Raw genomic sequence first — 26,873 nt, forward strand, 5'->3', positions numbered from 1 at the left:
CCGGCCGGTCTGGACGGCCGGGGGCTCAGGAGGTGTCACTTGTAGGTGATGTCGGACGCGGAGTAGATGCAGTTCACCCCGTCGGCGCCTTCGCCGATCTTGGTGGGCTCGCTGCCCTTCGGCACGCCCTTGTACTTCTCGCAGATGACCGCGCTGCCGTACACCGTGATCCGGCTGAAGCGCGCGGTGTCGCCCCAGTTGGTGTTGATGCCGGCCAGCACCTTCGTGGAGCGGGCGGTGACGCCGTCCATGACCACGTTGCGCTTGTAGGAGGAGGAGCAGTTGCCGCACGCCCGGTAGAGCTTGCCGGCGCTGTGCACCTGGAAGTTCTTGATAGTGACGGTGCCGGCGCCGTTGTGCTGGAAGACCTTGTCGGAGGCGGACTTGGCGCCGCCGCCGTCCACCAGGTAGGTCGCCGAGGAGCTGGAGCTGAGGAACGTGGCGGCGTCCTCGCCGACGTCGTTCCACCACACGTTGCGGATGGTGCAGGAGCCGAGGCAGTGGATGCCGTCGCCGGCGGGGGCGTCGATGATGACGTTCTGGATCGTGCCGCCGTTGGCGACCTCGAACATCGGGTCCTGGCTCTCGCTCTGGCCGCCGTCGCCGATGCCGTAGTAGCTCTTCATGCCGCCGTCGAAGTTGGTGACCTGCTGCGTGTCGGTGATCTTGAGGCTGCCCTTGGCGGTCGGCCACGCGCCGCTGCCGTCACCGCCGCCGCTGGTCGGGGTGACGGTCGGTGTGGGGGTCGGGTCGGGGCCCGAGCCCCCGTCGGCGGGCTGCAGCGTCCACTGCTTGGTGGACGCCGAGTCGCAGGAGTTCTGCTGCAGGACGGCGCCGGAGGCGGTGGAGTTGTCCTTGACGTTGAGGCACTTGCCGCCGTTGCCGTTGACCACGCGGTAGGCCGACCCGGAGGCGGTGAGCTGCCAGGTCTGCGAGGCGGCGCCGGTGCAGCTCTCCTGCTCCACGGCCTTGCCGGCCGAGGTGGAGGCGTCGCGGACGCCCGCGCACTTGCCGCTGTGCTGGGCCTTGATCTGGTAGCCGCTGCCGGAGGAGGTGAGCGTGAAGACCTGTCCGGCGCCGCCGGAGCACGCGCTCTGGACGAGCTGGACGCCGTCGCCGGTGCTCTGGCCGGGCACGGCGGCGCACAGCCCGCTTCCGCCGTTGACCAGCGTGTAGTTGCCGTTGGACGGGGCGGCCGAGGCGGGGCCGTTGAGCGCGACCACCAGTCCTCCGGTCGCGAGGAGGCCGGTGGCCAGCACGATGGCCAGCCGTCTGCCGAGACGTTCCTTTTCGCGCACGCCGATCTCCCTTTCGAGAAGAGGAATGGGTAAGCGCTTTCCCGAAGTGAGGGCGAGTCAACCACAGCGGGAACGGCTCCGGGAAGCGACCGCTGCAACCGGTTGCACATCCCTGCAACACCCTTGCGCGAGCCCCAGGTCGGTGGCTGATCGGCGGCTCACGACGGCGATGAAAGTTTCACCGGCGGCCCGCTGTGCGAACCTCGCGGAACGCGGGCGATCCGCCGCCCGGCGCTCCAGAATGGAGGCAGGATCGGGCCGGCGTTGAGACGGTGGCGATGAGGCGGTGGCGATGAGATTCGTACGGCGCATCAAGGCTGACGTACGGGCACGCAAGAACCTCGAGGCCTACACGATGGCCCTGATCGTGGCCGCCGTCGCCGTCGTCTCGGTCGCCGGCGACGCCGTGCCGGAGGACGTCAGGTGGGCGGCCGTGCTGGCCGGCGTCGGCGTGCTCCTCTACCGCGCCACCCTGCCCGAGCAGGAGCGCGGCGGGCGCGACGTGCTCGGCGACCGCACCGACTTCGACCAGACCCCCGTGACCAGGCTCTTCGATGGCGTCCGCGACGTGCGCATCTTCGCGCCGTCGGCCGCCAACCTGCTCACCGCGCAGGTGTGCGAGACCCTGCGCACCGGCGTGCTGCGCCACCCCGAGGCCACCGTCCGCGTCGTGCTGCTCGACCCGGACGAGGAGACGGCGATCCGGATCGCCCGCAGGCAGCTCGACGAGTCGGACGCCCACCGCACCCAGACCCTGCCCGTCGCGCTCAACGCGGTGCTGGAACGGCTCGCGAGCATGCGGGGCTGGAAGACGCGGGGAAAGGTGGAGTACCGGCTGTTCCCGTACAACCCGGGATTCAGCCTCGTGCTCACCGACCCCGAAGCCTGGCAGGGCCGCGCCATCGTCGAAATGCACGGGGCCGGCCAGTCGACTTTCGCGCGTATGCACGTGGACCTCATCCGGGAGCGGCACGAGCGGTGGTACGCCTATTGGGTCGGGCAGTTCGACTATCTGTGGGAAACGGCGCGGCCGGTGGAGCCCCCCACGCCCGAGCCTGAAGACGCCTGACGCGGGGCCGGGCGGCGCCGCAAAGCCCTATGCAGCAAGGGAAACTTTGAATTCGACTTCAATACCGGGGAATCGCCGCCAATGCCCTCGGGGCCGGTCTGAGCGGCGGGTCAGGACGGCGGATCGGCGCCCGCGTACCCGGCGGGGTTGACCCGGGCGAGCATCAGTCCGGTGCCATCATGCGCAAGTCGCAGCCTGACGCGGGGCCGGTTCGCTAAAGTCGTTTGCGCAGGTATGGCCCCCCTCGGTGATGCACGATGTGCTGAAGCGGGCTACAGTACCTGCAGCCCGTGACGTTAATTGGAGCACCCTTATGGCGAAGCGTATTGTTGAGTCCTTTATCGATGACATCGACGGCAGTGCGGCCGAGGGCACGACAAGGTTCGCACTCGACGGAGTGAACTACGAGATCGATCTGTCGGGCCCGAACCGGGAGAAGCTGGAGAAGGCTCTGGCTCCGTATATCACCAAGGCCCGCGCGGTGCGCGCCGATCGCGGTGTTCGCGGCCGTCGTGCCGGCGCGCTCTCCTCGCGCGCGGTCAGCCGTGAGAAGGCCACGGAGATCCGCCGCTGGGCCAAGGCCCAGGGGCTGCCGGTCAGCGAGCGGGGCCGCATCGCCTCCACCGTCGTGGAGCAGTACGAAGCCGCTCACTAGAGGTTCCGGGTGGTGGCGGCGCCGAATCCGTCCTGATCGAGACAAGACGATTGTCAGCATTTGACGATCTTCTTATATTCGAAGAGGTCGGACTCCCCAGTCGGAGGACAAAGGTGATGGCTGACGCGATCCCCGATTTCCCGTTCGACCGCCCCACCGCTCTGGAACCGCCGCCGCAGTACGCCGAGTTGCGCGAGCGCTGTCCCGTGGCGCACGTACGACTGCCGAGCGGCGACGTCGCCACCATGGTCACCAGGTACGACGACGCCCGCGCGATCCTGGCCGACCCGCGCTTCAGCCGCAACCTCGCGGGAAAGGGCGCCGCCAGGCTGGCCAACACCGAGGACGGCGGGATCTTCGGCCGCCAGAAGGAGGGCGCGGCGAGCGTCCCCGACGGCCAGGGGCACCTGCGCTGGCGGCGGCTGCTCAGCGGCTGGTTCACCCTCCGGAAGATGGAGGCGTGGCGGCCCAGGGTCCAGGCCATGACCGACGACCTGCTCGACTCCATGCTGGCCAAGGGCGCGCCGGGCAACCTGTCGTCGGGGCTGGCCCTGCCGCTCCCCGTACGCGTGATCTGCGCGCTGGTCGGCGCGCCCAGCGAGGACCAGGACAAGTTCGCCCACTGGTCCCGCGTGATGCTGACGCTGACCCTGTTCACGCAGGAAGAGGTCGACCAGGCCTACAGCGAGTTCAACGCCTACGTCTCCGACCTGGTGGCGCGCCACCGGGCCCACCCCGGCGACGACCTGCTCAGCGAGCTGACCCAGATCACCGACGCCGAGGACGGCCGGCTGAGCCACGAGCTGCTCGTCTCCACGGTGCGGGGGCTGCTGCTGGCCGGCCACGAGACGACGTCCAACATGATCGCGATCATGACCGCGATGCTGCTCGCCGACAGGAGGCGGTACGAGGACGTCGTGGACGACCCCGACCTGATCCCCGGCACCGTCGAAGAGGTGCTGCGCATGGACAGCACGCTGTCGGCGCTCGGCGGGGTGCCCCGGTTCATCACCGAGGACGTCGTGCTGAGCGGCACCACGGTGCCCACGGGCAGCACCGTGATCCCCAACATCCCGGCCGCCAACCGCGATCCCGCCAAGTTCCCCGACCCCGACCGGTTCGACCCCCGGCGCGAGAACGGCGCCCAGCACCTCGCGTTCGGCGCCGGCCCGCACTACTGCCTCGGCCAGCCGCTGGCCCGGCTGGAGCTGCAGACGGTGCTCGGCACGCTGACCCGGCGCCTGCCGGGCCTGCGGCTGCGTGACCACCCCGACGACCTGCGCCTGCGCACCGGCGGCATCTCGGGCGGCCTCCAGGACGTGTGGGTCGTCTGGTGACCGCCGCCCGGCGTGATCGGCCGTCCCCGATCACGCCGATGGTCCATCGGTCCTGCTCGTAGGGACTTTGGTCCCTGCCCCGTCACGGGCGGCGGCCACGAGGCTGTTGCCATGCCCGATATCGACGCTGTTCCCGGCATGGGGCCGTTGCTTGCTGCCAGGACGTTCTTCACCAAGGCGGAGGTGTCCGCCGACGGCCGCACCCTGCACCAGATCGACTCCGGCGCGTGGGACCGCTTCTACCGCGACCGGTGGGCGCACGACAAGGTCGTCCGCTCGACCCACGGGGTGAACTGCACGGGCTCGTGCTCCTGGCAGGTGTTCGTCAAGGACGGCCTGATCACCTGGGAGCACCAGGCCACCGACTACCCGTCGGCGGGGCCGGACTCGCCCGAGTACGAGCCGCGCGGCTGCCCCCGTGGCGCGTCGTTCTCCTGGTACACGTACTCGCCGTCGCGCGTCCGCTACCCCTATGTGCGCGGGGTGCTGCTGGAGATGTGGCGGGAGGCGCGCGAGCGGCTGGGCGACCCCGTGCTGGCGTGGGCGGAGCTGACCGGCGACCCGGAGCGGGCGCGGGCGTACAAGCGGGCGCGCGGCAAGGGCGGGTTCGTGCGGTCGAGCTGGGACGAGGTCCTGGAGCTGATGGCCGCCGCGCACGTGCACACGATCAAGCGGTACGGGCCCGACCGGGTCGTGGGGTTCTCGCCGATCCCCGCCATGTCGATGGCGTCGTTCGCGGCCGGCACGCGGTTCCTGTCGATGATCGGCGGCACGCTGCTGTCCTTCTACGACTGGTACGCCGACCTGCCGATCGCCTCGCCCCAGGTGTGGGGCGACCAGACGGACGTGCCCGAGGCCGCCGACTGGTGGAACTCCCGCTACCTGATCATGTGGGGCTCCAACATCCCGGTCACCAGGACGCCGGACGCGCACTTCATGACCGAGGCCCGCTACCAGGGCACCAAGGTCGTCGCCGTCAGCCCCGACTACGCCGACAACGTCAAGTTCGCCGACGACTGGCTGTCGCCGCATCCGGGCACGGACGGCGCGCTGGCCATGGCGATGGGGCACGTGGTGCTGTCGGAGTTCTTCCGCGACCGCCAGGTCCCCTACTTCACCGACTATGTCCGGAAATATACGGACCTGCCGTTCCTGGTCACGCTGGAGCCGCGCGGCGACGCCCACGTCCCGCGCCGCTTCCTGACCGCCGCCGATCTCGCTGAGCAGAGCGAGAACGCCCAGTTCAAGACCGTCTTCCTGGACGAGCGCACCGGCGAGCCGGTCGTCCCGAACGGCTCGCTCGGCTTCCGCTGGGGCGAGAAGGGCGAGGGCCGCTGGAACCTCGACCTGGACGGCGCCGTCCCCATCCTCACGCTGCACGGCCGGCGCGCGGTCGAGGTGGACCTGCCGCGCTTCGACGAGGGCGCCACCGAGGGCGGCTCCTCCATGCGGCGCGGCGTGCCCGTCACGGAGGTGGGCGGCAAGCTCGTCACCACCGTGTTCGACCTGCTCATGGCCCAGTACGGGGTGGCCCGCGACGGGCTGCCGGGGGAGTGGGCGGCCGGCTACGACGACGCCGCGCAGCCGTACACGCCGGCCTGGGCCGAGGAGATCACCTCCGTGCCTGCCTCCACGATCGCCAGGATCGCCCGCGAGTTCGCCCGCAACGCCGAGGTCACCGAGGGCCGCTCGATGATCGCGATGGGCGCCGGCACCAACCACTGGTTCCACTCCGACCAGATCTACCGCTCGTTCCTGACCCTCACCACGCTGACCGGCTGCCAGGGCGTCAACGGCGGCGGCTGGGCGCACTACGTCGGCCAGGAGAAGGTGCGTCCCGTCACGGGCTTCCAGCACCTGGCCTTCGCCTTCGACTGGCAGCGGCCCACCCGGCACATGGCCGGCACCGCGTTCTGGTACCTGGCCACCGACCAGTGGCGATACGAGCGCATCGGCGCCGACGAACTGGCCAGCCCCCTCGGTGAGGGCCTGTTCAAGGGCCGCTCGTTCGCCGACTGCAACGCGCAGGCCGCCCGGCTGGGCTGGCTGCCGTCGCACCCGACGTTCGACCGCAACCCGCTCACGCTCGCCGACGAGGCCGCCGAGCGGGGCGTCCCGGTCGCCGAGCACGTCGTGAACGAGCTGAAGGCGGGCCGCCTGCGCTTCGCCGCCGAGGACCCCGGCGACCCGGCCAACTTCCCGCGCGTGCTCACCGTCTGGCGGGCCAACCTGCTCGGCTCCTCAGGCAAGGGCAACGAGTACTTCCTGCGCCACCTGCTCGGCACCGACGCCGAGACCCGCAACGAGGAAGGCGACCGCCCGTCGGAGGTGACCTGGCGCGAGGAGGCCACCGAGGGCAAACTCGACCTGCTCACCACCATCGACTTCCGGATGACGTCCACGGCGCTGTTCGCCGACGTCGTGCTGCCCGCCGCCACCTGGTACGAGAAGCACGACCTGTCCAGCACCGACATGCACCCGTTCGTGCACGCCTTCAACCCGGCCATCGCCCCGCCCTGGCAGACCCGCTCCGACTACGACGCCTTCCTCGGCCTCGCCGACGCCTTCTCGGAGCTGGCCGCCACGCACCTCGGCACCCGTACCGACGTGCTGGCCGTGCCGCTCACCCACGACACCCCCGACGAGCTGGCCCAGCCCGGCGGCCGGGTGCTCGACTGGAAGCACGGCGAGTGCGAGCCCGTCCCCGGCCGCACGATGCCGAAGATCGTCACGATCGAGCGCGACTACGCGGCCGTCGCGCAGCGCATGCGCGGCATCGGGCCGCTCTTCGGCAAGCTCGGGCTGACCACCAAGGGCATCACCTACCGGGTCGGGCCCGAGCTGGTGCACCTGCGCGGCAAGAACGGGCTCACCCCCGAAGGCCGGATCTCGCTGGAGAGCGCCGACCGCATGTGCGAGGCCATCCTCGCGCTGTCCGGCACCACCAACGGCCGCCTGTCCACGCAAGGATTCGAGACGCTGGAGAAGCGCACCGGCACGCGGCTCGCCGACCTGGCCGCCGAGCACGAGGGCAAGCGCATCACGTTCGCCGACACGCAGTCCAGGCCGCAGCCCGTCATCACCTCGCCCGAATGGTCCGGCTCCGAGACCGGCGGGCGCCGCTACTCCGCGTTCGTCATCAACGTCGAGCGCGACAAGCCGTGGCACACGCTCACCGGGCGGCAGCAGTTCTTCCTCGACCACGACTGGATCATCGAGCTGGGCGAGCAGCTGCCCGCGTACCGCCCGCCGCTCAACCTGCTGCGCCACTACGGCGAGCAGGGCGAGGGCGGCGCCGCCGAAGTGACGGTCCGCTACCTGACCCCGCACTCCAAATGGTCCATCCACTCCGAGTACCAGGACAACGCGTACATGCTGGCGCTCTCGCGCGGCGGGCCCACCATCTGGATGAGCGTCGAGGACGCCGCCCGCGTCGGGGTCGCCGACAACGACTGGATCGAGGCGTACAACCGCAACGGCGTCGTCGTGGCCAGAGCCGTCGTCTCCCACCGCATGCCCGCCGGGACCGTGTACATGTACCACGCCAAGGACCGCAACGTGAACGTCCCGCTCACCGAGAAGTCCGGCCGGCGCGGCGGCGTGCACAACTCCCTCACCCGGCTGCTGCTCAAACCCAGCCACCTCATCGGCGGGTACGCGCAGTTCACCTACGCCTTCAACTACTACGGGCCGACCGGCAACCAGCGGGACGAGGTCACCGTCATCCGCCGGCGCGGCCAGGAGGTGACCTACTGATGAAGGTCATGGCACAGGTCGCCATGGTGATGAACCTCGACAAGTGCATCGGCTGCCACACCTGCTCCGTCACCTGCAAGCAGACCTGGACCAACCGCGAAGGCGTCGAGTACGTCTGGTTCAACAACGTCGAGACCAAGCCCGGCGTCGGCTACCCCAAACGCTACGAGGACCAGGAGCGCTGGCACGGCGGCTGGCAGCTCGACCGGCGCGGCCGGCTCAAGCTCCGCGCGGGCGGCCGCATCAAGCGGCTGGTCAACCTGTTCTCCAACCCCGACCTGCCCGACCTCGACGACTACTACGAGCCCGCCACCTACGACTACGACACCCTCCTCAACGCCCCCGCCGGCCCCCACACGCCGGTGATCCGGCCCAAGTCCGCCATCACCGGCCAGGACATGGCCATCACCTGGGGCGCCAATTGGGAGGACGACCTCGGCGGCGCCCCCGAGCACGCCGCCGCAGACCCCAACCTGGCCGCCATGGCCGAGCAGGTGAAGATGGAGTTCGACAAGACCTTCATGTTCCACCTGCCGCGCATCTGCGAGCACTGCCTCAACCCCGCCTGCGTCGCCGCCTGCCCCTCCGGCGCCATGTACAAGCGGGAAGAGGACGGCATCGTCCTCGTCGACCAGGACCGCTGCCGCGGCTGGCGCATGTGCGTGTCGTCGTGCCCGTACAAGAAGGTGTACGTCAACCACAAGACCGGCAAGGCCGAGAAGTGCACCTTCTGCTTCCCGCGCATCGAAGCCGGACAGCCCACCGTCTGCGCCGAGACCTGCGTCGGCCGCCTGCGCTACATCGGCCTCGTCCTGTACGACGCCGACGCCGTGCTCGCCGCCGCCCGCGTCGAGAACCCGCACGACCTCCTGGACGCCCAGCGCCAGGTCTTCCTCGACCCCGACGACCCCGCCGTCATCGCCGCCGCCCGCGCCGCCGGCATCAGCGAGGACTGGATCACCGCCGCCCGCCGCTCACCCATCTACCGCCTCGCCATGAAATACCGGGTCGCGCTGCCCCTCCACCCCGAATACCGCACGATGCCCATGGTCTGGTACATCCCGCCGCTCTCACCCGTCCTCGACGCCGTCACCGGCGCCGGCGCGGACGCCGACGACCCCGACAACGTCTTCCACGCCATCACCGACCTGCGGATCCCCCTCGAATACCTGGCCAGCCTCTTCTCCGCCGGCGACACCGAAGTGGTGGCCGGGGTGCTGATGAAGCTGTCGGCCATGCGGGCGTACATGCGGGCCAGGACCATCGACGGCAGCCGGTCACCCGACCTGCTCGAAGCGGTCGGGATGACGGCGGGCGACGTCGAGGAGATGTACCGGCTGCTGGCCATCGCCAAGTACGACGAACGGTACGTCGTGCCGGCCGCGCACCGCGAGGACGCCGCCGCGCTGTCCGCGCAGGCGGACGGGTGCAGCCTCGACGGGGACGGGGGGCCGGGTATGAGCGGGTTCCATCCGACGGGGCTCACCGGGAGGCGCGGTGACGGGCGGCTCGGGCTGAAGCTGTTCGCCGGCAAGGGAGGTGCGGCGTGAAACTCCGCACGCACCTGCGGGACCGTGCCGCCGCACGGCCGGAGGAGGAGCCGGACGCCATCAGCGTCCAGGGGCGGGCCGCGTTCCTGCGGCTGGTGTCGCTGCTCCTGCAGTACCCCGACCCCGGCCTGCTCGCCGCCCGCGACGAGCTGTGCCGCGCCGCCGACGCGCTGCCCGCCTCCCCAGGACGGGACAAGCTGGTCGCGTTCACCGCCTGGTACCGCGAGTGCGAGCCGATGCCGCTGGCCCGCTCCTACGTCGAGACGTTCGACCTGCGCCGCAGATCCAGCCTCTACCTCACCTACTACCTGCACGGCGACACCCGCCGCCGCGGCATGGCCCTGCTCACCCTCAAGCAGCGCTACCGCGTGGCCGGGCTGACCCCGCCTGAGGGCGAGCTGCCCGACTTCCTGCCGGTGGTGTGCGAGTTCGCCGCCCTGGCCGGGCCCGGCACCGGTGAAGCGCCGCTGCGGCAGCACCGCAAGGGGCTGGAGCTCATCCGCGCCGCGCTGCGCTCCGCCGGCTCGCCGTACTCACTGGTGCTGGACGCGCTCTGCGCCGGGCTCCCCGGCCTCTCCGCCGCCGAGCGCGCCGCCGTCACCGACCTCGCCCTGTCCGGCCCACCCGCCGAAGACGTCGGCCTCGCCCCGTACGGCCCGCCCCTCGACCGGCTCGCCCCGTACGGGCCGCCCCTCGACGAGATGAACGCGCCGCCGTACAGCTCACCGCTCAACGAAATGGAGGTACGGCCGTGAGCGTCGCGCTCTGGGTCGTCGTCCCGTACATCGCCCTGACGATCTTCATCGTGGGGCACGTCTGGCGCTGGCGGGCGGACCAGTTCGGCTGGACCACCCGCACCACCCAGGTGCTGGAGAGCCGGCTGCTGCGGCTCGGCTCGCCGCTGTTCCACCTCGGCGCGTTCGCCGCCATCGGCGGGCACGTGCTCGGCCTGCTCGTCCCGAAGAGCTGGACCGCGGCGATCGGCGTGGACGAGCACCTCTACCACCTCGTGTCGGTCGGCGCCGGCACCGTGGCCGGGCTCATGGTGGTGGCCGGGCTCGGGCTGCTGCTGGCCCGCCGCCTCACCCGCCCCCGCGTGCGCCGCACGACCACGACCGCCGACAAGGTGCTGTTCGCCGTCCTGACGGTGGTCATCCTGCTCGGCCTGTCCGCCACCATCGGCAAGAACCTGCTCGGCGGCGGCTACGACTACCGCGCCACCATCGCCGTCTGGTTCCGCGGCGTCCTCACCTTCCGCCCCGACCCCGCCCTGATGGCGGACGTCCCGCTCGTCTTCCAGCTGCACGCCCTGTCGGCCTGGCTGCTGGCCGCCATCTGGCCGTTCACCCGCCTCGTCCACGTGTGGTCGGCCCCGATCGCCTACCTGTGGCGCCCGTACGTCGTCTACCGCCGCCGCCTCGTCCCCGCCGGAGCCGGCAAATGAGCGCGGTCCGAAGCGCGGCCGTGCTCCTGCCGGCCGCCGCCGGCACCGCGATGGTCGCGGCGGGCCCGCTCATGGCCCTCAAGGGCGCCCGCGGCCGGCCGCGGGCGAGGGCGTTCGGCGAGGTGATCGGGCGTAACGTGCTCGCCGCGGGCACCGTGCTCGCCACCTCGGGGTGATCCCCGGTGCACCAGCGCGAGCTGCCCGCCCCGTACGAGGCGCTGTTACGTTCGTACGAGACCGCGCTCGCCCACTCCCACCTCGCTCCCTCCAGCCGCACCGTCTACCTGCGCCGCGTCCGCGCCTATCTGGCCTGGATCGCCGCGGCGACAGCAGACGGCCGGCTCCCGGACGGGCGGCTCCCGGACGGGCGGATCGGGGACGGGCGGTGCGTGGACGAGCGGGACAGGTGGCCGGTGGGGGAGCCGCTGGCCGACATGGCGGCGGCCGTCGGTGCCGCGCGCGCCTACCACCGGGCGCTGACCGCCCGCTGCTCCCCTCGCACCGCCGACGGGGTGCTCGCCGCCGTCGAGGACTTCCACGCCCGGCTCCGGCTGGGCGGCACGGGCATCCCGCGCCGCCCAGCACCGCAACCGCTTGCACCCCCGCCCGGCTGACGCACGTGAACCACGCCCGCACGTGAGCCTGCACCCGCACGTGAACACGGGTTCGGACGTGAGCGCGCGCCCGCGTCCCGGGAGCGAGGTGCCCCCGTCCGGGAGCGAGGTGCCCGTGGTCAGAGGTGGGCGCCCAGGAGGATGTGGGCCACGACGTCGGCGGCCGAGTGGTCGTCGGGCAGGTCGGTGAGGAAGCCGGTGTCCTGGCCGAGGGTCAGCAGGGGCGGCTCCGTGTAGCCGTCGGCGCGGTGCTGGCCGAGGCCGATGGCGGCGAGGAGGCCGTTGCACAGGCAGCGGCGGCCGGCCGCCTCCTCCGCCGGGCGGCCCTTGCGGACGTAGACGTCCACGGGCTCGGCGGGGCAGCGGTAGCCGATGGAGCCGTCCGCCTTCTCGTACGGTGTCCGCAGGTACCCGAGGTCGCACAGGCGCGGCCTGGCCTCGTACACGTCCTGCTCCGACAGCGTCCCGGGGACGGCGGCGACCTTGAAGGGGAACCCGGTGGGTGAGGCGAGCGGGTCGTTGCGGACGAGCCCGGCCCGCCTGCGCAGCCGGCGGCGCAGCGCGGGGTCGAGCCCGGACTCGCGGCACAGCGCGAACGCCGACCCCACCTGGATGCCCTCGGCGCCCGCCGCCAGGGCCCGCTCCAGCCCGCCGGGCGTGCCGTACCCGCCGGCCAGCCAGAACGGCAGCCCGAGCGCGGCCACCTTGGCGGTGTCGGCCTCGTCGCGCGGCCCGTACACCGGCTGGCCGGCGGGGTCGAGGACCATCCGGCCGCGCGGCGGCGCGCTGTGGCCGCCCGCGACGGGTGTCTCGATGACGAACCCGTCGGGCCTGGTCGCGGCGCTGCGAGCCAGGTAGAGGGCCAGCACGTGCGACGACACGATCGCCAGGAACGCGGGCCGGGCCAGCGGCGGGAGCCGGCGTCCGAGGAGGGCCACCGGGTCGAGGCCGACCGTGTGCCCCTCGCCGCCCGCCACGGTGACGGAGACGCGGCCGTCGCGGTGCTCGGCCAGGTCGTCGAGCAGGCGCGGCAGCTCCGCCGGGATGCCCGCGCCCATCAGCACATGGTCGGCTCCGGCCAGCATCGCGCCGTAGGCGGCGGCGGGGGTGGCGAGCTGGATCTTCTCCAGGTAGTTGACGCCGATCGGGCCGTCGTGGCCCTGCTTGGCGAGGAAGACCTCGGCGAAGTTCGCGACCACGGTCAGCTCGTCGCGGGCGCGGCTCCCGCGCAGCCCGAGCCTGGGCACCGGCCGGTACGGCACGCCTTCGGCGGTACCGCCGGGCACGAAGTAGCGGCCGAGCACCCGTTCGGCGATCTCGGGCACCGGGAAGGCCGCGAGCGCGCGCCGCAGGTGCCCGCCGGGGTCCCCGAGCTGCAGGCGCCGGGCGAGCGTGACGTCCAGCGCGGTGCCGGACACGACGCCGAGCTGCCCGGTCATGGCGACGGCCCGCGCCAGCCGCCACCCGGACACGCCCACCCCCATCCCGCCCTGGATCAGCACGGGACGCGCGTCCGCAGGGGAGGACCCCACCTGTCGTGCGCGCTCACCCATGCCGGGCCGCCCGCAGGTCGACGACCTCGAAGACGGGCCGTCGCGGCACCCGCGCCACCGGTGGCCCGTAGCCGAACCTGGCCAGCATCTGGACGTGCCCGAACGGCCCCACCCGGTCATCGCGGTGCTGCGGGGCGCGCAGGTCCAGCGGCTGGCTGAACAGGGAGGCCGCCACGCCGTGGGCGGTCGCGGTGAGCAGGACGCGCTGCAGCGCCTGCCCGGCCCGCAGCCAGTCGCGGGGCCCGTCCTCGCGGGTGAACAGGGCGGCGAGCCGCGGCTCCGTCTCGAAGGCGGCGCGCGGGCGGGCGGCGCCGGGCGCGAAGTCGCGCAGGGGCAGCTCGCCGCGGGCGGGACGGGGGCCGAAGGCGTGCTCGGGCACCCCGTCGGCGCGGGCGTCGGAGCCGGTCCAGCGGGCCAGCTCGGCCCGGTACGACTCGTCGGCGGCCAGTGTGTTCTCGGCCGTGCCCACCATGTCCAGCACCCGCCGCGCGGCCCGGCCCGTGACGGGCACCAGGGTCGCGTGCTCCGCGTGGGCGGCGTGGACCAGCTCGACGAACACCTCCCTGGGCGGCGGCGGCCCGTCGAAGGGGAACCGGTTGGTGCGCCGGCGCGGGATCATCTCGTACAGCAGTCGCTCGCCGGGACGCGGCGGCTCGCCGGGCACGGCCCGCACGGTGGCCAGCAGGTCGGGGCGCTCGCCCGGGTCGGGCAGCGCCGTCACCTGGGCGTCGTGACCGGACGTCCGCAGGGCCAGCCTGAGGTTGAACAGCGCGGCCCCGCAGCTGATGCCGAGCCCGCGCCCCATCGGGTCCGTGGCGATCAGCAGCCGGTCGAGGTCGGCGTACAACTCCATGGTGGCGTCGTCGACCCGGCGGAAGCGCCAGGGCTGGGTGTTGTGCACGGACGGCGCGGCCACGGCGGCGCTCACCGCCCTGCGCACCCCGGCACGCGTCGCGAACGGCGGCGCGCCGAGCTCGGTCACGGGGACATCAGCAGACATGCGTCCAAGATCCCGCGACCGGGCGTGCCCGAGGCAGGGACCAAAGTCCCTCAGCGCAGGTCCGTTCGACCCGTGCGCCAGAAGGTGCGGGCCGCGTCGATGGCGGGCCGGCGGGGTCGCTCCAGATGGTGGGCGGTCAGGTGCGGGTCGCGCCTGCGGTGGGGAGGCCCGCCTGGTCGGGGACGACCTTGGGCAGGGCGCGGAGCCAGGCTTCCAGGTCCGCGGGCCACCACCGTCCGGCGGCCAGCCGTCCCAGCTCCGCCGCGACCGCCGCCGACGACGCGCTCACCGGCACCACCCGTACGGGCGCCGCCCCCGCCAGCACCCCCAGCCACCAGTGCCGCCACGTCTGGGTGAGCTCGTCGGGCTCCAGGACGAGGTAGTAGTCGGGCAGCACCAGGCGCCCGGCCCGCAGCTCGCCCAGCGCGGCCTCGATGGCGACTTCGAGGGCGCCGACGACGCCGGTGCCGTCGAAGTACGCGGCCCATGCCGCCGCCACGTCGGCGAGCGGGTCGGCGTCGTGCACGACGTAGGTGGCCGCCGAGCGTCCGGCCAGCTCCATCACCTCGGACGGTGCGCGCTCGCCCCGGACGATCGCCCGTACGTTGTGCAGCTTGTCCAGCCCCGCGATCACGCCGGCCGCGCCGTCCCCCGCCACCACGACCACCGTACTGCTCAAACGCCGCATACCCGGCAGTTTACTGTCGGCCTCGAACACACATTCCGGCTCCCGAGTCACACTTCCGCGGTGCCCGGGGTCAAGGCAGTGGAAGACCCCGCAACGCACTGAAGGAGCACGTCATGAGCACCGCTCACACCGTCGTCACCGTCCTGGCCGCCCTCTGGGTGGGGTTCTCGGCCGTGTCGGTCTTCATCCACGCCAAGTGGGTCGTCGAGCCCCTGGCCGAGTACGGCGTGGCGCGCCGCTGGTGGCCGTGGCTCGGCACCGCCAAGGCGGCGGGGGCGCTGGGCCTGCTGGCCGGGCTGGCCGTGCCGGTGATCGGGGTCGCGGCCACGATCGGCCTGGCGGTGTACTTCACCGGCGCCCTCGTCACCGTGGCCAGGGCCCGCTCGTACGGCCACCTGCCGTTCCCGCTGCTGTACCTGGCCCCGGTGGCCGGCGCGTTCGTGCTCGGGCTGGCGGCCTGAGCGCCCCGGCCCGGCGTGGCACCACCCTCGTGCCCGCGATCGCGGTGACAATGGCGAAAAGCCTGGTCAGGGCGTACGGGGAGGGTGCATGCGGGCCATCATCGGCATGGCGGCGGCGGCCGTCCTCATCGCCGCTCAAGCGGGCGTCGCCCACGCCGGGACGCCGCCGCCGTGGCGCAAGCTCACGTCCTTCTTCGTCCTGCCGTCCGCGCCCCACCAGAACGACGTGGTCCGGGTGCTCCTGCACTGCCCGGACGAGGCGAACCACGCGATCGTCGGCTCCACCGCGTTCATGCTGAAGGGCTCCTGGCGCACCTACCGGGAGGTCGGCCTGGGCCTGTCGGAGCGGGGCTTCGCCAGGGACGGCGTGATCATCTCCCGTTACGCGCCGCCCGGCCACCACGAGGTACGCATGAAGTGCGTCAAGGTGACGATCGACCAGCACACCCACCTCAGGAAGGTGAAGGTGCTCAGCCGCGCCTCCGTCCCGCTGTTCGTGCGCGAGTTCCGCGTCCGGCAGTACTTCTGACGACCTCCGGTCGGGCTTGCCCCGGTTGCTCCCTATAACCTTCGGGTCGGCGATTCAAGGGATCTGCAGAAGGAGTGCCGGCCATGGCCGACCAGCGGGAGCTGCCGCGACGCCCGAGGCTGCTCGGAGGAACGCGCCCCACGGGCGAGCAGCACAAGGCGACGACGTTCGAGCTCTTCTTCGACCTGGTCTTCGTCTTCGCGGCCACCCGCGTGACGGGGTTCATGGCGCACGAGCACAGCGCGCACGGCCTGCTCCAGGGCCTGTTACTGCTGGCGCTGCTGTGGTGGACGTGGGAGGCGTACACGTGGCTGGGCAACCAGGCGCGCGCCGACGAGGGCGTGCTGCGCTGGGGCACCGCGGTCGCGACGGCGGCGGTGTTCGTGGTGGCGCTGGCCATCCCCGAGTCGTGGCACGACGTGCCCGGCGGGTTGTTCGGGCCGCTCGTGCTGGTCTGCGCGTACCTGCTCGTGCGGGTCGTCCACCTCACCCTCTACGGCATCGCGGCGGCGGGTGACACGGGGCTGCGCCGCCAGCTCCTGCTCTCGTGGGCCTCACTGCTGGCGGGCGTGCCGTTCCTGGTGGTGGGGGCGCTGCTGGGCGGGTGGGCGCAGACGGCGCTGTTCGCGGGGGCGCTGCTGGTCGACTGGGCCGGTACGTTCGTCACCTCGCGGCGCGGCAACTGGCGGGTGCACAGCGCGGCGCACTGGAGCGAACGGCACGGCCTGTTCGTGCTGCTCGCGATCGGCGAGTCGATCGCGGCCATCGGCGTCGGCGCCGGCGGGCACGCCCTGAGCGTGCCGCTGCTGGCGGCGGCCGTGCTCGGCATCGGCGTCGCCGTCTGCCTGTGGTGGCTCTACTTCGACACGGTCGCCCTGGCGGCCGAGCACCGCCTCGTCCGCACCACCGGCGCCGACCGGGTGAAGATGGTCGTGGAGGCCTACACCTACGGGCACTTCCCGATCGTCGTCGGCATCATCGTCACCGCCCTCGGCGTCGAGGGCGTGCTGGCCCACGCCGACGAGAGCACGCCGCTCGGCGGCTTCTACGCGCCGGCGCTCTTCGGCGGGGCCGCCCTCTACCTGGGCGGGCACGTGCTGTTCGGCAACCGCATGCACGCCACCGTGAAGGTGCCGCGGCTCGTCACGGTGGCGGTGCTGCTGGTGGCGCTGCCGGGCGCGATCGTGGTGCCGCCGCTGGCCGCGCTGGCCGGCCTGGTGCTCGTGCTCGGGGCCCTGATCGTCTTCGAGACCAGGCAGTACGCCCAGCAACGCCAGGAGCTGCGGCAGTAGCCCCGGTCAGCCGCTCAGCAGCGCGTACGCCCGTACCGTGAAGGTGCCCATGCCACGCACGGCGGGCGGCGCGGCGTGGAAGGCGAACGACCGCCCCGCCAGCCGCTCCAGCCCGGTCAGGTGCTCCACCACCGGGATGCCGGCGGCCAGCAGCTTCGTGTGCGCGGGGCGGGACGGGTCGGCCGTGTCGTCGATGTTCACCGAGTCGATGCCCACGAGCGCGGCCCCCTGCTCCACCAGCCACTCGACGGCGTCGGCGGTCAGGAACGGGTGGGACCCGCCGCCGTACAGCTCGGTGCGCCAGTGCCGGTCCCAGCCCGTGTGGACCAGCACCGCCCTGCCGCGCACCTCGTGCTTGTCGAACGCCTCCCGCCCGATCGCGCGGGGCTCGCCGGCGGACACGAGCACCCCTTCGAGGCCCACCAGCCTCGACAGCGGCAGCTCGCTCAGGTCGGCGCCGTCGGGGTAGCGGTGGAAGGGCGCGTCGAGGTAGGTGCCGGTGTTGGCGACCATGCTGATGCGGCCGATCTGGAACTCCGTGCCGGGCCCGTACGTGCCGCGCGACGCCTCCCTGGACAGGTGGTCGGCGATCTCGGGCCCGGGCAGCCCGGGGTAGGTGATCATGCCGTGCTCGACGGCGTGCGACAGGTCGACCACTTCGGTCATCTCGGGCCTCCAATGCTCGGGGGCCACGTTACCGCTGCTGCCCGAGCCACTCCTCGAAGGTGGTCGGCGCGAGGCGGGCGTCCTTGCCGGGCAGCAGCACGTCGCCGGCCATCTCCGTGCCGAACAGCCCCGACCACACCGGCACCAGCTTCACCTCGCGCCCGCGCGCCTGGTGCGTGCGGCGGGCCATGTCGACCAGGTCCTGCGTCTCCGGCCCCGCCACGTCGGCGTGGCGGCCCTGGGGCTCGCCGAGCGCGACCTCGGCCAGCACCTCGGCCACGTCGGCGGGCGCGATCGGCTGGATGAGCAGCGGCGCGATCGTGGACACGCCGTCCTGCTCCGTCCAGCCCGCCACCATCTCCGCGAAGTCGTGGAACTGCGTGGCGGGCATGATCGTCCACGGCACCTGGCCGGCCTCCACCAGGCGCTCCTGCTCACGTTTGGCCGCGTAGTGGGCGTTGCCCTCGACGCGGTGCACGCCCACGATCGACAACAGCACGTGGTGGCGCACGCCGGCCCGCCCCTCGGCGGCCAGCAGGTTGCGCGTGGCGGCGGCGAAGTAGCTCACCGCCTCCTCGCGCGAGCCCGCCGGGCCGTTGACCGCGTCCACCACCGCGTCGACGCCGGCCAGCGCCGCGTCCAGCCCCTCGCCGGTCACGAGGTCGACGCCCAGTGAGCGGCTGATGCGCACCACGTCGTGGCCGTCCCGTTCGAGGGCGGCGGTCGTCAGTGCTCCGATGTTGCCGGTCGCGCCGGCGACGGCGATCCGCATGATGATCTCCTTCTCGATCCCGTAATGCCCTGACCGTATCTCGGACTAAACAGATCCGCAATATCCACGATATGCTGATGATCGTGAAGCTGCCTGTGAGTACCGAATGGCTGTTGCACTGCGCGACGTCCCTGGCCCAGCTCGAACCGGGCACGACCGCGTCCGCGGCGCAGCTCGCCGACTACTACGACCTACCCGCGCCCTACCTCGCCAAGCAGCTCCAGGCCCTGGTCAAGGCCGGGATCCTGGCGGCGACGACCGGGCCCAGGGGCGGGTTCCGGCTGGCGCGGGCGGCCTCCGAGATCACGATGCTGCAGATCGTCGAGGCGGTCGACGGCGCGTCCATGCCGTACGAGTGCCGCGAGATCCGCCGGCAGGGGCGCGGCGCGCTGCCACCTGAGGACTGCCGGAGCATCTGCGTGCTGGCGGCGAAGATGGCCGACGCGCACCGGGCGTGGCGGGCCAGCCTCGCCGGCGTCTCGCTCGCCGACGTCCTCGCCGAGCTGCCCGCGTACGCGCCGGAACGAACCCGGTCCCGCCTCACGTCCCGGGCATGAGTCCCGGGCATGAGTCCCGGGCCCGGGTCCCAGGCACGCGTCCCGGGCATGAGAAGGGCGCACGTGCCTGCTACGCACGTGCGCCCGGAGTCATCGGCGGCCGGCTACTCGCTCACCTCGATGGCGGCGCCCGGGCACACCGCGGCGGCCTCGCGCACCGCCGCGTGCTGCCCCGCGCCCGGCTCCGCGTCCAGCAGGATCACGATGCCGTCGTCCTCCCGCTGGTCGAACACCTCGGGCGCGATCAGCACGCACGACCCGGCGCCGCAGCACTTGTCCTCATCGACGGTGATCTTCATCTTGGGGTTCCCTCCTCGTCGAACGATGTCACCAGCGGACCGGCACCGTACGCAGGCCGCCGACCGCCAGGCCCTCCACCCGCTCCAGCTCCGCCACCGGCACGGCCAGCTCCAGCGTCGGGAGCCTGCGCAGCAGCACCTCCAGCACGACCTGCAGCTCGGTGCGCGCCAGCGACTGGCCCAGGCACGAGTGCGCGCCGGCGCCGAAGGCCAGGTGCGGGTTCGGGCTGCGGGTCAGGTCCATGGACGCCGCGTCCTCGAACGCGCTCTCGTCGCGGTTGGCCGCGGCCATGCTGCAGATCACGGTGGTGCCCTTGGGCAGGGTCTCGCCGCCGATCTCCGCCTCCACCGGCAGGTAGCGGGGCAGGCCGAAGCCGGAGTTCGCGTCGAGGCGCAGCGTCTCCTCGACGGCCGTGCGCACCAGCGACGGGTCGGCCAGCAGCGCCTCCCAGCGGGCGCGGTCGGCCAGCAGCATCGAGACCATCTTGCCGATCATGTTGGCGGTGGTCTCGTGCCCCGCGACCAGCAGCGCCATGCCCGTCACGATGATCTGCAGGTCCTCGAGCCCACCCTCGTCGGGGCCGCCCGCCGCCAGCAGCTCGCTGAGCAGGTCGTCGCCCGGCTCGGCCCGCTTGGCGGCGATGAGGTCGGACATGTACTGGAAGAACTCGGCCTGCGCGGCCTCGATCTCCTCCTTGCCGTACCGGGTCAGGTTCAGCAGCGTGTCCGACCAGTACGAGAACCGCTCCCGGTCCTCGGCCGGCACGCCCAGCATGTCGCAGATCACGTACACCGGCAGCGGGAAGCCCAGCCCCGCCCGCAGGTCGCCCGGGGCGCCCCGCTCGACCAGGTCGTCGATGAGGCTGCCGGCGATCTCCGCCATCCGCGGCCGCATCGCGGCCATGCGCTTGGCCGTGAACCACTTGCCGACCAGGCGCCGCCAGTGCAGGTGCCCGTCGCCGCTGTCGGGGATGATCTGGGCCACGTCGCTGTTGAACACCCCGCCGCCGTCGGCCGACAGCCGGGCCGCGTCGGGGGCGGTGAGCTGGCGGGTGAAGCGCGGGTCGGCCAGCACCTGCTTGACGTCCTCGTAGCGGGTGATCAGCCGCGCCGCGTCGCCGCTGGGCAGCTTCACGTGCGCCACCGGGCACCCGCCGCGCAGCTCCGCCCACTCGGCGGGCGGCTCCAGCGGCGCTTCTGCGGGGATCGGGTAGCTCAGGACCTGCTCGTTCACACTCATGAGGCACTCTCCTCGTACGCGGATCTTCCGGCCGCCCGGTGGCGGCCCGTGTCATGCCTGGATCGCTGGTGGCGGCCTCTCCCGAAGCCGCGTTGGGCACTCGCGCGGCCGCGCTGGGCATTCGCGCGGTCGAGTTGCGCTCTCATGCGCTCGCGCCGGGCTGTCATGCGCCGGCACCAGGCTCTTGCGCAGTCGCGACGGGCTGTCATGTGCTCGTGCCGCGCGCTTACGCGGTCGCGACGGGCTGGGTGGCGAGGTGCTGCTGCCGCAGGACGCGCGCCTGCTTCGGCATGTTCCAGCCGAGCACCCCGGTGACCCGGCCGTCCTCGCGGTAGACGGCGGCGAAGCGGCCCTGCTCGGGGTCGCCCTCCACGACGCTCACCTCGGCGCTCGCCGACGGCAGCCCGTGGGCCTGGATCTTTATGTCGTACTGGTCGGTCCAGAAGTACGGGATCGGCGTGTACGGGCGATCGGCCCCGAGGAGGTTGGCCGCCACCACCTGCGCCTGTTCGGTGGCGTTGGTGCGGTTCTCCAGCCGCAGCCGCCGGCCGAGCCCTTCGTGCTGCCACGACGCCACGTCCCCGACGGCGTAGACGCCCTCGGCGGCGCGGCAGCGCGCGTCGCACTCCACGCCGTCGCCGAGCGACAGCCCGCTGCCCGCCAGCCAGCCGGTCGCCGGGCGGGAGCCGATGGCCACCACGACCGCGTCGGCGGGCAGCACCTCGCCCGTCGCCAGCCGTACCCCGGTGACGCGCCCGCCCGCCGACGTCAGCTCCTCGACCGCGACGCCGAGCCGCAGCTCGACGCCGCGCTCGGCGTGCGCGCGGGTGAGCAGCCCGCTGACCTGGTCGCCGAGCTGGTCGGCGAGGATCGCCCGGCCGAGGCCGACGAGCGTGACCTCAAGGCTCAGCTTGCGGGCCGTCGCGGCCAGCTCGCCGCCGAGCACGCCCTCGCCCACGACCACCAGCCGCCGGGCGGCGGCCAGGTGCGCGCGCAGGGTGAGCGCGTCGTCCAGGCCGCGCAGCTCGTGCACCCCCGCAAGCCCCTGTTGCCCCGGCCCCTGCATACCCGCCGGCCCCTGTTGTCCGGGCAGCCGGTACGGGGTCAGGCCGGTCGCGATGACGACGGCGTCGGCACGCAGCATCCGTCCGCCGGCCGTACGCACCTCGCGCGCCCCGGCGTCGAACGCGACGGCCGCCTCGCCGCGGACGAACTGCGCGTCCAGCGCGTCGAGCTGTGCCTGCGAGCGGAGCTGGGCGCGGCCCGGCTCCCAGTCGCCGGCCAGGACCTGCTTCGACAGCGGCGGCCGGTCGTAGGGGAGATGCGGCTCGGCGTCGAGCAACGTGAGCGGCCCCTGGTAGCCCTGGCGCCGCAACGCCTCGGCCGTGCTCAGACCGGCGGCCGACGCGCCGACGATCAGGACGCTCCCGGGCGGGGTCACGCCGCCCCGCTCCGGTGAGAGGTGGCTCCACCTGCAGTAACCCGCATGGCTCGTCGTCCTTTCCCTCGTGTCGCCCACAGATTACCCTACATCTGTAGGAAAACCTTCACGTGTCGTTAGACGGTAGGGTGAACACGTGGCCACGACCAGAGCAAGCACCACCACCTCCGCGGGCGACCGGCGCGTGCGCCGCACCCAGGCGGCCCTGGCGCGGGCGCTGCTCGACCTCGTCGAGGAGCAGGACCTGTCCCGCGTCACCGTCGCCGACGTCGCCGAGCACGCCGGCGTGAGCCGCTCCACCTTCTACGACCACTACCGCGACGTGCACGAGCTGGCCGAAGCCGCCTGCACCGCGATGATCGACCGGCTGATCGAGTCGCTGCCCGGCGACTTCAACTCCACCGACCCCGAGGCGGAGGCCACCGCGTCACTGGAGTCGTTCTTCGCCAGCCTCGCCGAGCACGCCGGGCTCTACCGCGCGCTGCTCGGGCCGCAGGGCAGCGCCCGCGTGGCCGACCACATCCGGCAGCGCAGCACGGCCGCCATCCGCGAACGCCTGGAGGAGGCCGTGGCCGGCGACGACGTGCCCGAGCAGGCCAGGCCGCTGCTCAGCCTGCCGCTCGACGTGCCCGCCTCCTTCACGGCGGGGGCGCTCATCGGGGTGGCCGCCGAATGGCTGCAGGGCGGCTGCGCCCGCTCGCCGGGGGAGATGGCCGCGCTGACGTGGCCGCTGTTCCACTCGCTCTTCCGCATCGAGGCCCGCCCGCCCTCCTGAGCGCTGGTGACGGGCTTCTAGTGCACGAACTTCAGGCCCACGACCCCGCCGATGATCAGCGCCAGGCAGACGAGCCGCGCGGCCGTGGCCGGCTCCTGGAGGAAGACCATGCCGTACAGCGCCGTGCCGACCGCCCCGATGCCCACCCACACCGCGTAACCCGTGCCCACGGGGATGGTCCGCAGGGCGTACCCCAGCCCGAGCATGCTCGCCGCCAGCGCCGCACCGAACAGCAGGCTGGGACGCAGGCGCGACAGGCCGTGCGAGGCGGCCAGGGCGGCGGCCCAGACCGACTCCAGCACCCCGGAGACGACCAGCACGATCCACGCCACGACGCACCCCCTGACCTTCGCGGGGGTTTCGTCCTGTATCGACGCTATCACGGGCGGTAGGGCAGATCCTCAGGTCACGTCGGCCCGGAGCGGCCGCACCGAGTCGCGGACGATGATGTGCGTGCCGAGCAGCACGTGCTGGGCCGGCTGCGACCGGTCCTGGCGGCGTTCGAGCGCCAGGCGCACGGCGGTGCGCCCCAGCTCCTCATGCGGTACGTGCACGGTGGTGAGGTCGATGTCGGCCGCGGGCGGCAGGTCGTCGAACCCGACCATCGAGATGTCGTCGGGCACCCGCAGCCCGTGCTCGCGCAGAGCCTGGCGGGCGCCGGCGGCGATGAGGTCGTTGCCGGCGAAGACGGCGGTGAAGTCGGGCGGGCCGGCCGCGAGCCGTTCGCGGATCATGCGGTAGCCCTCGCTGCGCTCCATCGTGCCGTCGACCTCAAGGCCCGGATCATGGGGGACGCGGTGGTCGGCGAGCGCGTTGCGGTAGCCGGTGATGCGGCTGTCGGAGGTGGTGTAACCCTCGCGCCGGCCCAGGAACAGGATGCGCCGGTGCCCGGCCGACAGCAGGTGGCTGGTGATGGCGTAGGCACCGCCCGTGTTGTCGTACTCGACGACGAGGGCGGGCACGTCGGGGCCCAGCGTGGGCCGTCCGCACAGGACGAGCTGCGAGCCGGCCGCCGCGAGCGCGCGCGCGTAGTCGGCCATGCGCTGGCGGTAGGCGTCGTTGTTGACGACGTTGCCGACGAGGATCACGCATTCGGCGTGCTCCTGCCGCATGAGCTGGACGGTGGCCAGCTCCCGCTCGGGGTCGCCGCCGGTGGTGCCGACGATGCACAGCTTGCCTTCGAGCGCGGCCTGCGTCTGTACGCCCTGAGCGACGTGCGCGTAGTGCGGCGAGACGACGGAGCTGACGATGATGGCGACGCTGCGGCTGCTGGCTCCGGCGAGGTTGCGGGCGTTGGCGTTGGCCACGTAGTCGAGCTCGCGGACCGCCTTCATGACCTTGCTGCGGGTGGCGGGGGCGCTGGGATAGGAGCCGGACAGGATGCGGGAGACGGTCGCCACGGACACGCCCGCGTGCGCGGCCACGTCGCGGATCGTCGGCCGCCGCTCCTCGCCCTCGGACGCCGCCCGCCGGACCATGCCACCTCCTGGTGAAACATGCGGGTAAACCGCTTACACACGATGTTTCCGCCCGGCCGCCGCGGTGTCAAATCCCCCTGGTGCCTGGTTCGCCGTAACGATGAGGTAAAACGCTTACTGGGGAAGCCCTTTCCGAACCTCCATATTCCAGGCACACTGGCCTAGTATCCGCTTTATGTCGATTCCCGAAGAGCGCCCCCGACTTCGGTGGGAGGCGGCCGCGGACCACCTGCTCGCCTCCGTGCTGCCCTACGCCACCGACGGCCATGCCCAGTACCGCCTTCCCGGCCGGACCAGCAGGTCGGGGACGGTGAGCGACGGCCTCGAAGGGTACGCGCGCACGTTCCTGCTCGCCGCCTTCAGGATCGCGGGCGCCGGCGGGGACGTGCCGGCGGCGCTGCTGGAACGGTACGCGGAGGGCCTCGTCGCCGGCACCGACCCGGCGCACCCGTACGCGTGGCCCGCCCTGACCGACATGGCGCAGCAGCTCGTCGAGGCGGCCTCCATCGCCCTCGCCCTGCACGAGACCCGGCCGTGGCTCTTCGACCGGCTCTCTCCCCAGCAGCAGGAGCGGGTGGTGGACTGGCTGGCCGGGTTCATCGGCAAGCGCACGCCCGACAACAACTGGGTGCTCTTCCGGGTGATCGTCGAGCAGTTCCTCGCCGGGGTCGGCGGGCCGCACGAGCCCTCCGAGATCACCGGCGGCCTCGAACGCATCGAGGAGTGGTACGCCGGCGACGGCTGGTACACCGACGGCAAGGGCCGCAACTATGACTACTACTGCGGCTGGGCGCTGCACCTGTACCCGTCGCTGTGGGCCAGGATGAGCGGCGACACCGCCAGGCAGGACCTCTACGCGGGGCGGCTGCGCCGCTTCCTGGAGCAGTACCAGCACTTCTTCGCCGCCGACGGCGCACCCGTGCACCAGGGACGCTCCCTCACCTACCGGTTCGCCACGGTCGCACCCCTGTGGCTCGGCGCCCTCACCGGCGCCTCCCCCCTCCCGCCCGGCCGCACCCGCCGCATCGCCGACCGCGTCCTGCGCCACTTCGCCGACCACGGCGCCCCGGACGAACGCGGCCTCCTCACCCTCGGCTGGTACCACGAGTTCCTGCCCGTCACCCAGTCCTACTCGGGGCCCGCGTCACCGTACTGGGCCAGCAAAGCCTTCCTCGGCCTCCTGCTCCCACCCGATCACCCCGCCTGGACCGCCCCCGAGGAACCCGCCCCCGTCGAACTCGCCGACCAGACCCTCACCATCCCCGCGCCCGGCTGGCTGCTGCACACCACCAGCGCGGACGGCATCGTCCGCCTCGTCAACCACGGCACCGACCGCGACCGCGTCCAACCCCCCGACGGCATCCCCGACCCCCACTACGTCAAGCTCGCCTACACCAGCCACACGGGGCCGGAGGTGGGGGAGCAGGCGCCGGGCGTCGACAACCACGTCGCCGTCCTCGCCCCCGACGGCACCCCCTCGTTGCGCCGCCTCATCGAACCCCTCACCACCGCCGACCGCTTCGCCGCCTCCGCCTACCAGGACGGCGCCGTCCGCATCGTCACCGCCTCGGTGGTGGACGGCGCGTCCGAGATCCGCATCCACCGCGTAACCGCCCCAGCCGGCCACCAGGTCCGCGACGGCGGCCACCCGGTGGCCGCCGGCTCCGAAACTGGCCTGTTCCTGTGGCAGGAGGGTGATTTGGCGCTCGCCCGTCGGCGGCAGGAGGGTGATCCGGCGCTTGGCGGTAGGCGGCCGGAGGGTGTTCCGGCGCTTGGCGGTCCGGGACGGGAGGGTGGCCTGCCGCCCGTCGACGAGCGGCCGTGGGATGGCGTGGCGCTCACCGGTCATTGGCCTGAGGATGATGTGGCGCTTGCTGGTCTGGCGCGGGAGGGTGGCGTGGCGCCCGCCGACGAGCGGCCGGAGGGTGACGCGGCGCTCACCCGTCTGCCGCAGGGAGACGGCCTGACGGGCGCCGACCGTTCGGCCGGTGGCCTGACCAGCGCCGTCCGCGCCCTGCACGGCTTCACCGGTACGGGCCTGGTCACGGCCACGAACACCAACGCCTTCGGCCGCCACTCCGCCACCCCGTACGCGCTCGCGACATCCCATCCCGGCGGGACCGCCCTCTACGTGAGCCTTGTGTGGCTGGCGGGAGTGGGGCAGGAGCCGCCCGCCCCTGCGGTGCGCGTCGAGCCAGGCGATGTGGCCGTCATCTCCCTTCCCGAAGGCAGGACGGTCACGGTCGACATGGGCACGGACGTGCCGACCGCACGCTGGCAGGATCCCGCCGCTCGCCATCCATAACGTGCCCGCTCGGCTCCCGGTCGGTTGTCCGTGTGCAGGTCCCTGGCCTGTGTCCGCGTGCGGGTCCTCGGTCATGTGCGCGTCCGGTCGTGTG

26 protein-coding genes are annotated in these 26,873 nt (G+C 72.6%); 15 read left to right on the plus strand and 11 right to left on the minus strand.

The features are described from left to right. Positions 1–35: 35 nt before the first annotated feature. Entirely contained in the window at positions 36–1,298 is a 1,263-nt protein-coding gene (locus HCN51_RS33295) for a pectate lyase (RefSeq protein ID WP_168014993.1), read from the minus strand. Between the two features lie 292 nt (positions 1,299–1,590). Here HCN51_RS33295 and HCN51_RS33300 point away from each other — a divergent pair, with 292 nt between their 5' ends. From HCN51_RS33300 to HCN51_RS33340, 9 genes are all read left to right on the plus strand, one after another. Beyond that, positions 1,591–2,367: a hypothetical protein gene (locus HCN51_RS33300; protein WP_168014995.1), complete on the plus strand. Its 777-nt coding sequence runs from the start codon at positions 1,591–1,593 to the stop codon at positions 2,365–2,367. Between the two features lie 313 nt (positions 2,368–2,680). Beyond that, complete coding sequence (locus HCN51_RS33305; protein WP_168014997.1) at positions 2,681–3,022, plus strand: histone-like nucleoid-structuring protein Lsr2; 342 nt, start codon at positions 2,681–2,683, stop codon at positions 3,020–3,022. Positions 3,023–3,138: 116 nt separating this feature from the next. Then, positions 3,139–4,359 carry a cytochrome P450 gene (locus HCN51_RS33310; protein ID WP_168014999.1) on the plus strand — a complete coding sequence of 407 codons (1,221 nt, stop codon included), beginning with the start codon at positions 3,139–3,141 and terminating at the stop codon, positions 4,357–4,359. 111 nt (positions 4,360–4,470) lie between these two features. Next, the gene (locus HCN51_RS33315; RefSeq protein ID WP_168015001.1) at positions 4,471–8,115 is read left to right on the plus strand and encodes a nitrate reductase subunit alpha; all 3,645 of its coding nucleotides are present in this window, start codon (positions 4,471–4,473) and stop codon (positions 8,113–8,115) included. Beyond that, on the plus strand, positions 8,115–9,665 hold the full coding sequence (narH, locus tag HCN51_RS33320) for a nitrate reductase subunit beta (RefSeq protein ID WP_168015003.1): 1,551 nt from the start codon (positions 8,115–8,117) through the stop codon (positions 9,663–9,665). Before HCN51_RS33315 ends, narH begins: the two co-directional genes overlap by 1 nt. Then, the gene (narJ, locus tag HCN51_RS33325) at positions 9,662–10,420 is read left to right on the plus strand and encodes a nitrate reductase molybdenum cofactor assembly chaperone (RefSeq protein WP_346433876.1); all 759 of its coding nucleotides are present in this window, start codon (positions 9,662–9,664) and stop codon (positions 10,418–10,420) included. The genes narH and narJ overlap by 4 nt, the downstream gene beginning before the upstream one ends. Continuing rightward, positions 10,417–11,109: a respiratory nitrate reductase subunit gamma gene (gene narI / locus HCN51_RS33330; RefSeq protein WP_168015005.1), complete on the plus strand. Its 693-nt coding sequence runs from the start codon at positions 10,417–10,419 to the stop codon at positions 11,107–11,109. The genes narJ and narI overlap by 4 nt, the downstream gene beginning before the upstream one ends. Beyond that, complete coding sequence (locus HCN51_RS33335) at positions 11,106–11,285, plus strand: hypothetical protein (RefSeq protein WP_168015007.1); 180 nt, start codon at positions 11,106–11,108, stop codon at positions 11,283–11,285. The genes narI and HCN51_RS33335 overlap by 4 nt, the downstream gene beginning before the upstream one ends. A gap of 6 nt (positions 11,286–11,291) precedes the next feature. Continuing rightward, positions 11,292–11,723, plus strand: a complete 432-nt coding sequence (locus HCN51_RS33340) for a hypothetical protein (protein WP_168015009.1) — start codon at positions 11,292–11,294, stop codon at positions 11,721–11,723. Positions 11,724–11,842: 119 nt separating this feature from the next. On the opposite strand, the gene HCN51_RS33345 is transcribed toward HCN51_RS33340, so the two are convergent. The 3 genes from HCN51_RS33345 to HCN51_RS33355 form a co-directional block, all read right to left on the minus strand. Next, entirely contained in the window at positions 11,843–13,225 is a 1,383-nt protein-coding gene (locus tag HCN51_RS33345) for a nitronate monooxygenase (RefSeq protein ID WP_346433877.1), read from the minus strand. A gap of 43 nt (positions 13,226–13,268) precedes the next feature. Continuing rightward, complete coding sequence (locus HCN51_RS33350) at positions 13,269–14,276, minus strand: Acg family FMN-binding oxidoreductase (RefSeq protein WP_168015013.1); 1,008 nt, start codon at positions 14,274–14,276, stop codon at positions 13,269–13,271. Between the two features lie 136 nt (positions 14,277–14,412). Then, a complete protein-coding gene (locus tag HCN51_RS33355; RefSeq protein ID WP_168015015.1) occupies positions 14,413–14,964 on the minus strand; it encodes a hypothetical protein in 552 nt (183 codons plus the stop codon). A gap of 113 nt (positions 14,965–15,077) precedes the next feature. Between HCN51_RS33355 and HCN51_RS33360 the strand changes: the two genes are divergently transcribed. The 3 genes from HCN51_RS33360 to HCN51_RS33370 all read left to right on the plus strand — a co-directional run bounded on the left by HCN51_RS33360 (position 15,078) and on the right by HCN51_RS33370 (position 17,246). Further along, a complete protein-coding gene (locus HCN51_RS33360) occupies positions 15,078–15,425 on the plus strand; it encodes a DoxX family protein (RefSeq protein ID WP_168015017.1) in 348 nt (115 codons plus the stop codon). 88 nt (positions 15,426–15,513) lie between these two features. Next, positions 15,514–15,954 carry a hypothetical protein gene (locus HCN51_RS33365; protein WP_168015019.1) on the plus strand — a complete coding sequence of 147 codons (441 nt, stop codon included), beginning with the start codon at positions 15,514–15,516 and terminating at the stop codon, positions 15,952–15,954. Positions 15,955–16,037: 83 nt separating this feature from the next. After that, the gene (locus HCN51_RS33370; protein WP_168015021.1) at positions 16,038–17,246 is read left to right on the plus strand and encodes a low temperature requirement protein A; all 1,209 of its coding nucleotides are present in this window, start codon (positions 16,038–16,040) and stop codon (positions 17,244–17,246) included. Positions 17,247–17,252: 6 nt separating this feature from the next. Here HCN51_RS33370 and HCN51_RS33375 read toward each other — a convergent pair whose 3' ends face one another. Both HCN51_RS33375 and HCN51_RS33380 read right to left on the minus strand, forming a co-directional pair. Continuing rightward, positions 17,253–17,912, minus strand: a complete 660-nt coding sequence (locus HCN51_RS33375; RefSeq protein WP_168015023.1) for a cyclase family protein — start codon at positions 17,910–17,912, stop codon at positions 17,253–17,255. 28 nt (positions 17,913–17,940) lie between these two features. Beyond that, positions 17,941–18,684 carry an SDR family oxidoreductase gene (locus tag HCN51_RS33380; RefSeq protein WP_168015025.1) on the minus strand — a complete coding sequence of 248 codons (744 nt, stop codon included), beginning with the start codon at positions 18,682–18,684 and terminating at the stop codon, positions 17,941–17,943. A 77-nt stretch (positions 18,685–18,761) separates the two neighbouring features. On the opposite strand from HCN51_RS33380, the gene HCN51_RS33385 reads away from it, so the two are divergent. Beyond that, a complete protein-coding gene (locus HCN51_RS33385) occupies positions 18,762–19,241 on the plus strand; it encodes an RrF2 family transcriptional regulator (RefSeq protein ID WP_206068185.1) in 480 nt (159 codons plus the stop codon). A 104-nt stretch (positions 19,242–19,345) separates the two neighbouring features. On the opposite strand, the gene HCN51_RS33390 is transcribed toward HCN51_RS33385, so the two are convergent. The 3 genes from HCN51_RS33390 to HCN51_RS33400 form a co-directional block, all read right to left on the minus strand. Further along, complete coding sequence (locus HCN51_RS33390) at positions 19,346–19,540, minus strand: ferredoxin (protein ID WP_080046005.1); 195 nt, start codon at positions 19,538–19,540, stop codon at positions 19,346–19,348. 28 nt (positions 19,541–19,568) lie between these two features. Beyond that, the gene (locus HCN51_RS33395; RefSeq protein ID WP_168015029.1) at positions 19,569–20,780 is read right to left on the minus strand and encodes a cytochrome P450; all 1,212 of its coding nucleotides are present in this window, start codon (positions 20,778–20,780) and stop codon (positions 19,569–19,571) included. A gap of 226 nt (positions 20,781–21,006) precedes the next feature. Then, positions 21,007–22,221, minus strand: coding sequence for an FAD-dependent oxidoreductase (locus HCN51_RS33400; protein ID WP_168015031.1), 1,215 nt, complete (start codon positions 22,219–22,221; stop codon positions 21,007–21,009). 136 nt (positions 22,222–22,357) lie between these two features. Between HCN51_RS33400 and HCN51_RS33405 the strand changes: the two genes are divergently transcribed. Then, the gene (locus HCN51_RS33405; protein ID WP_168015033.1) at positions 22,358–22,996 is read left to right on the plus strand and encodes a TetR family transcriptional regulator; all 639 of its coding nucleotides are present in this window, start codon (positions 22,358–22,360) and stop codon (positions 22,994–22,996) included. Between the two features lie 17 nt (positions 22,997–23,013). Here HCN51_RS33405 and HCN51_RS33410 read toward each other — a convergent pair whose 3' ends face one another. Beyond that, on the minus strand, positions 23,014–23,328 hold the full coding sequence (locus tag HCN51_RS33410) for an SMR family transporter (RefSeq protein ID WP_168015158.1): 315 nt from the start codon (positions 23,326–23,328) through the stop codon (positions 23,014–23,016). 69 nt (positions 23,329–23,397) lie between these two features. After that, complete coding sequence (locus tag HCN51_RS33415) at positions 23,398–24,474, minus strand: LacI family DNA-binding transcriptional regulator (RefSeq protein ID WP_168015035.1); 1,077 nt, start codon at positions 24,472–24,474, stop codon at positions 23,398–23,400. A gap of 175 nt (positions 24,475–24,649) precedes the next feature. Here HCN51_RS33415 and HCN51_RS33420 point away from each other — a divergent pair, with 175 nt between their 5' ends. Next, positions 24,650–26,779 carry a DUF2264 domain-containing protein gene (locus HCN51_RS33420; protein ID WP_168015037.1) on the plus strand — a complete coding sequence of 710 codons (2,130 nt, stop codon included), beginning with the start codon at positions 24,650–24,652 and terminating at the stop codon, positions 26,777–26,779. The last annotated feature ends 94 nt before the right edge of the window (positions 26,780–26,873 follow it).

This window comes from Nonomuraea composti (assembly GCF_012034275.1).
GTDB lineage: Bacteria > Actinomycetota > Actinomycetes > Streptosporangiales > Streptosporangiaceae > Nonomuraea > Nonomuraea composti.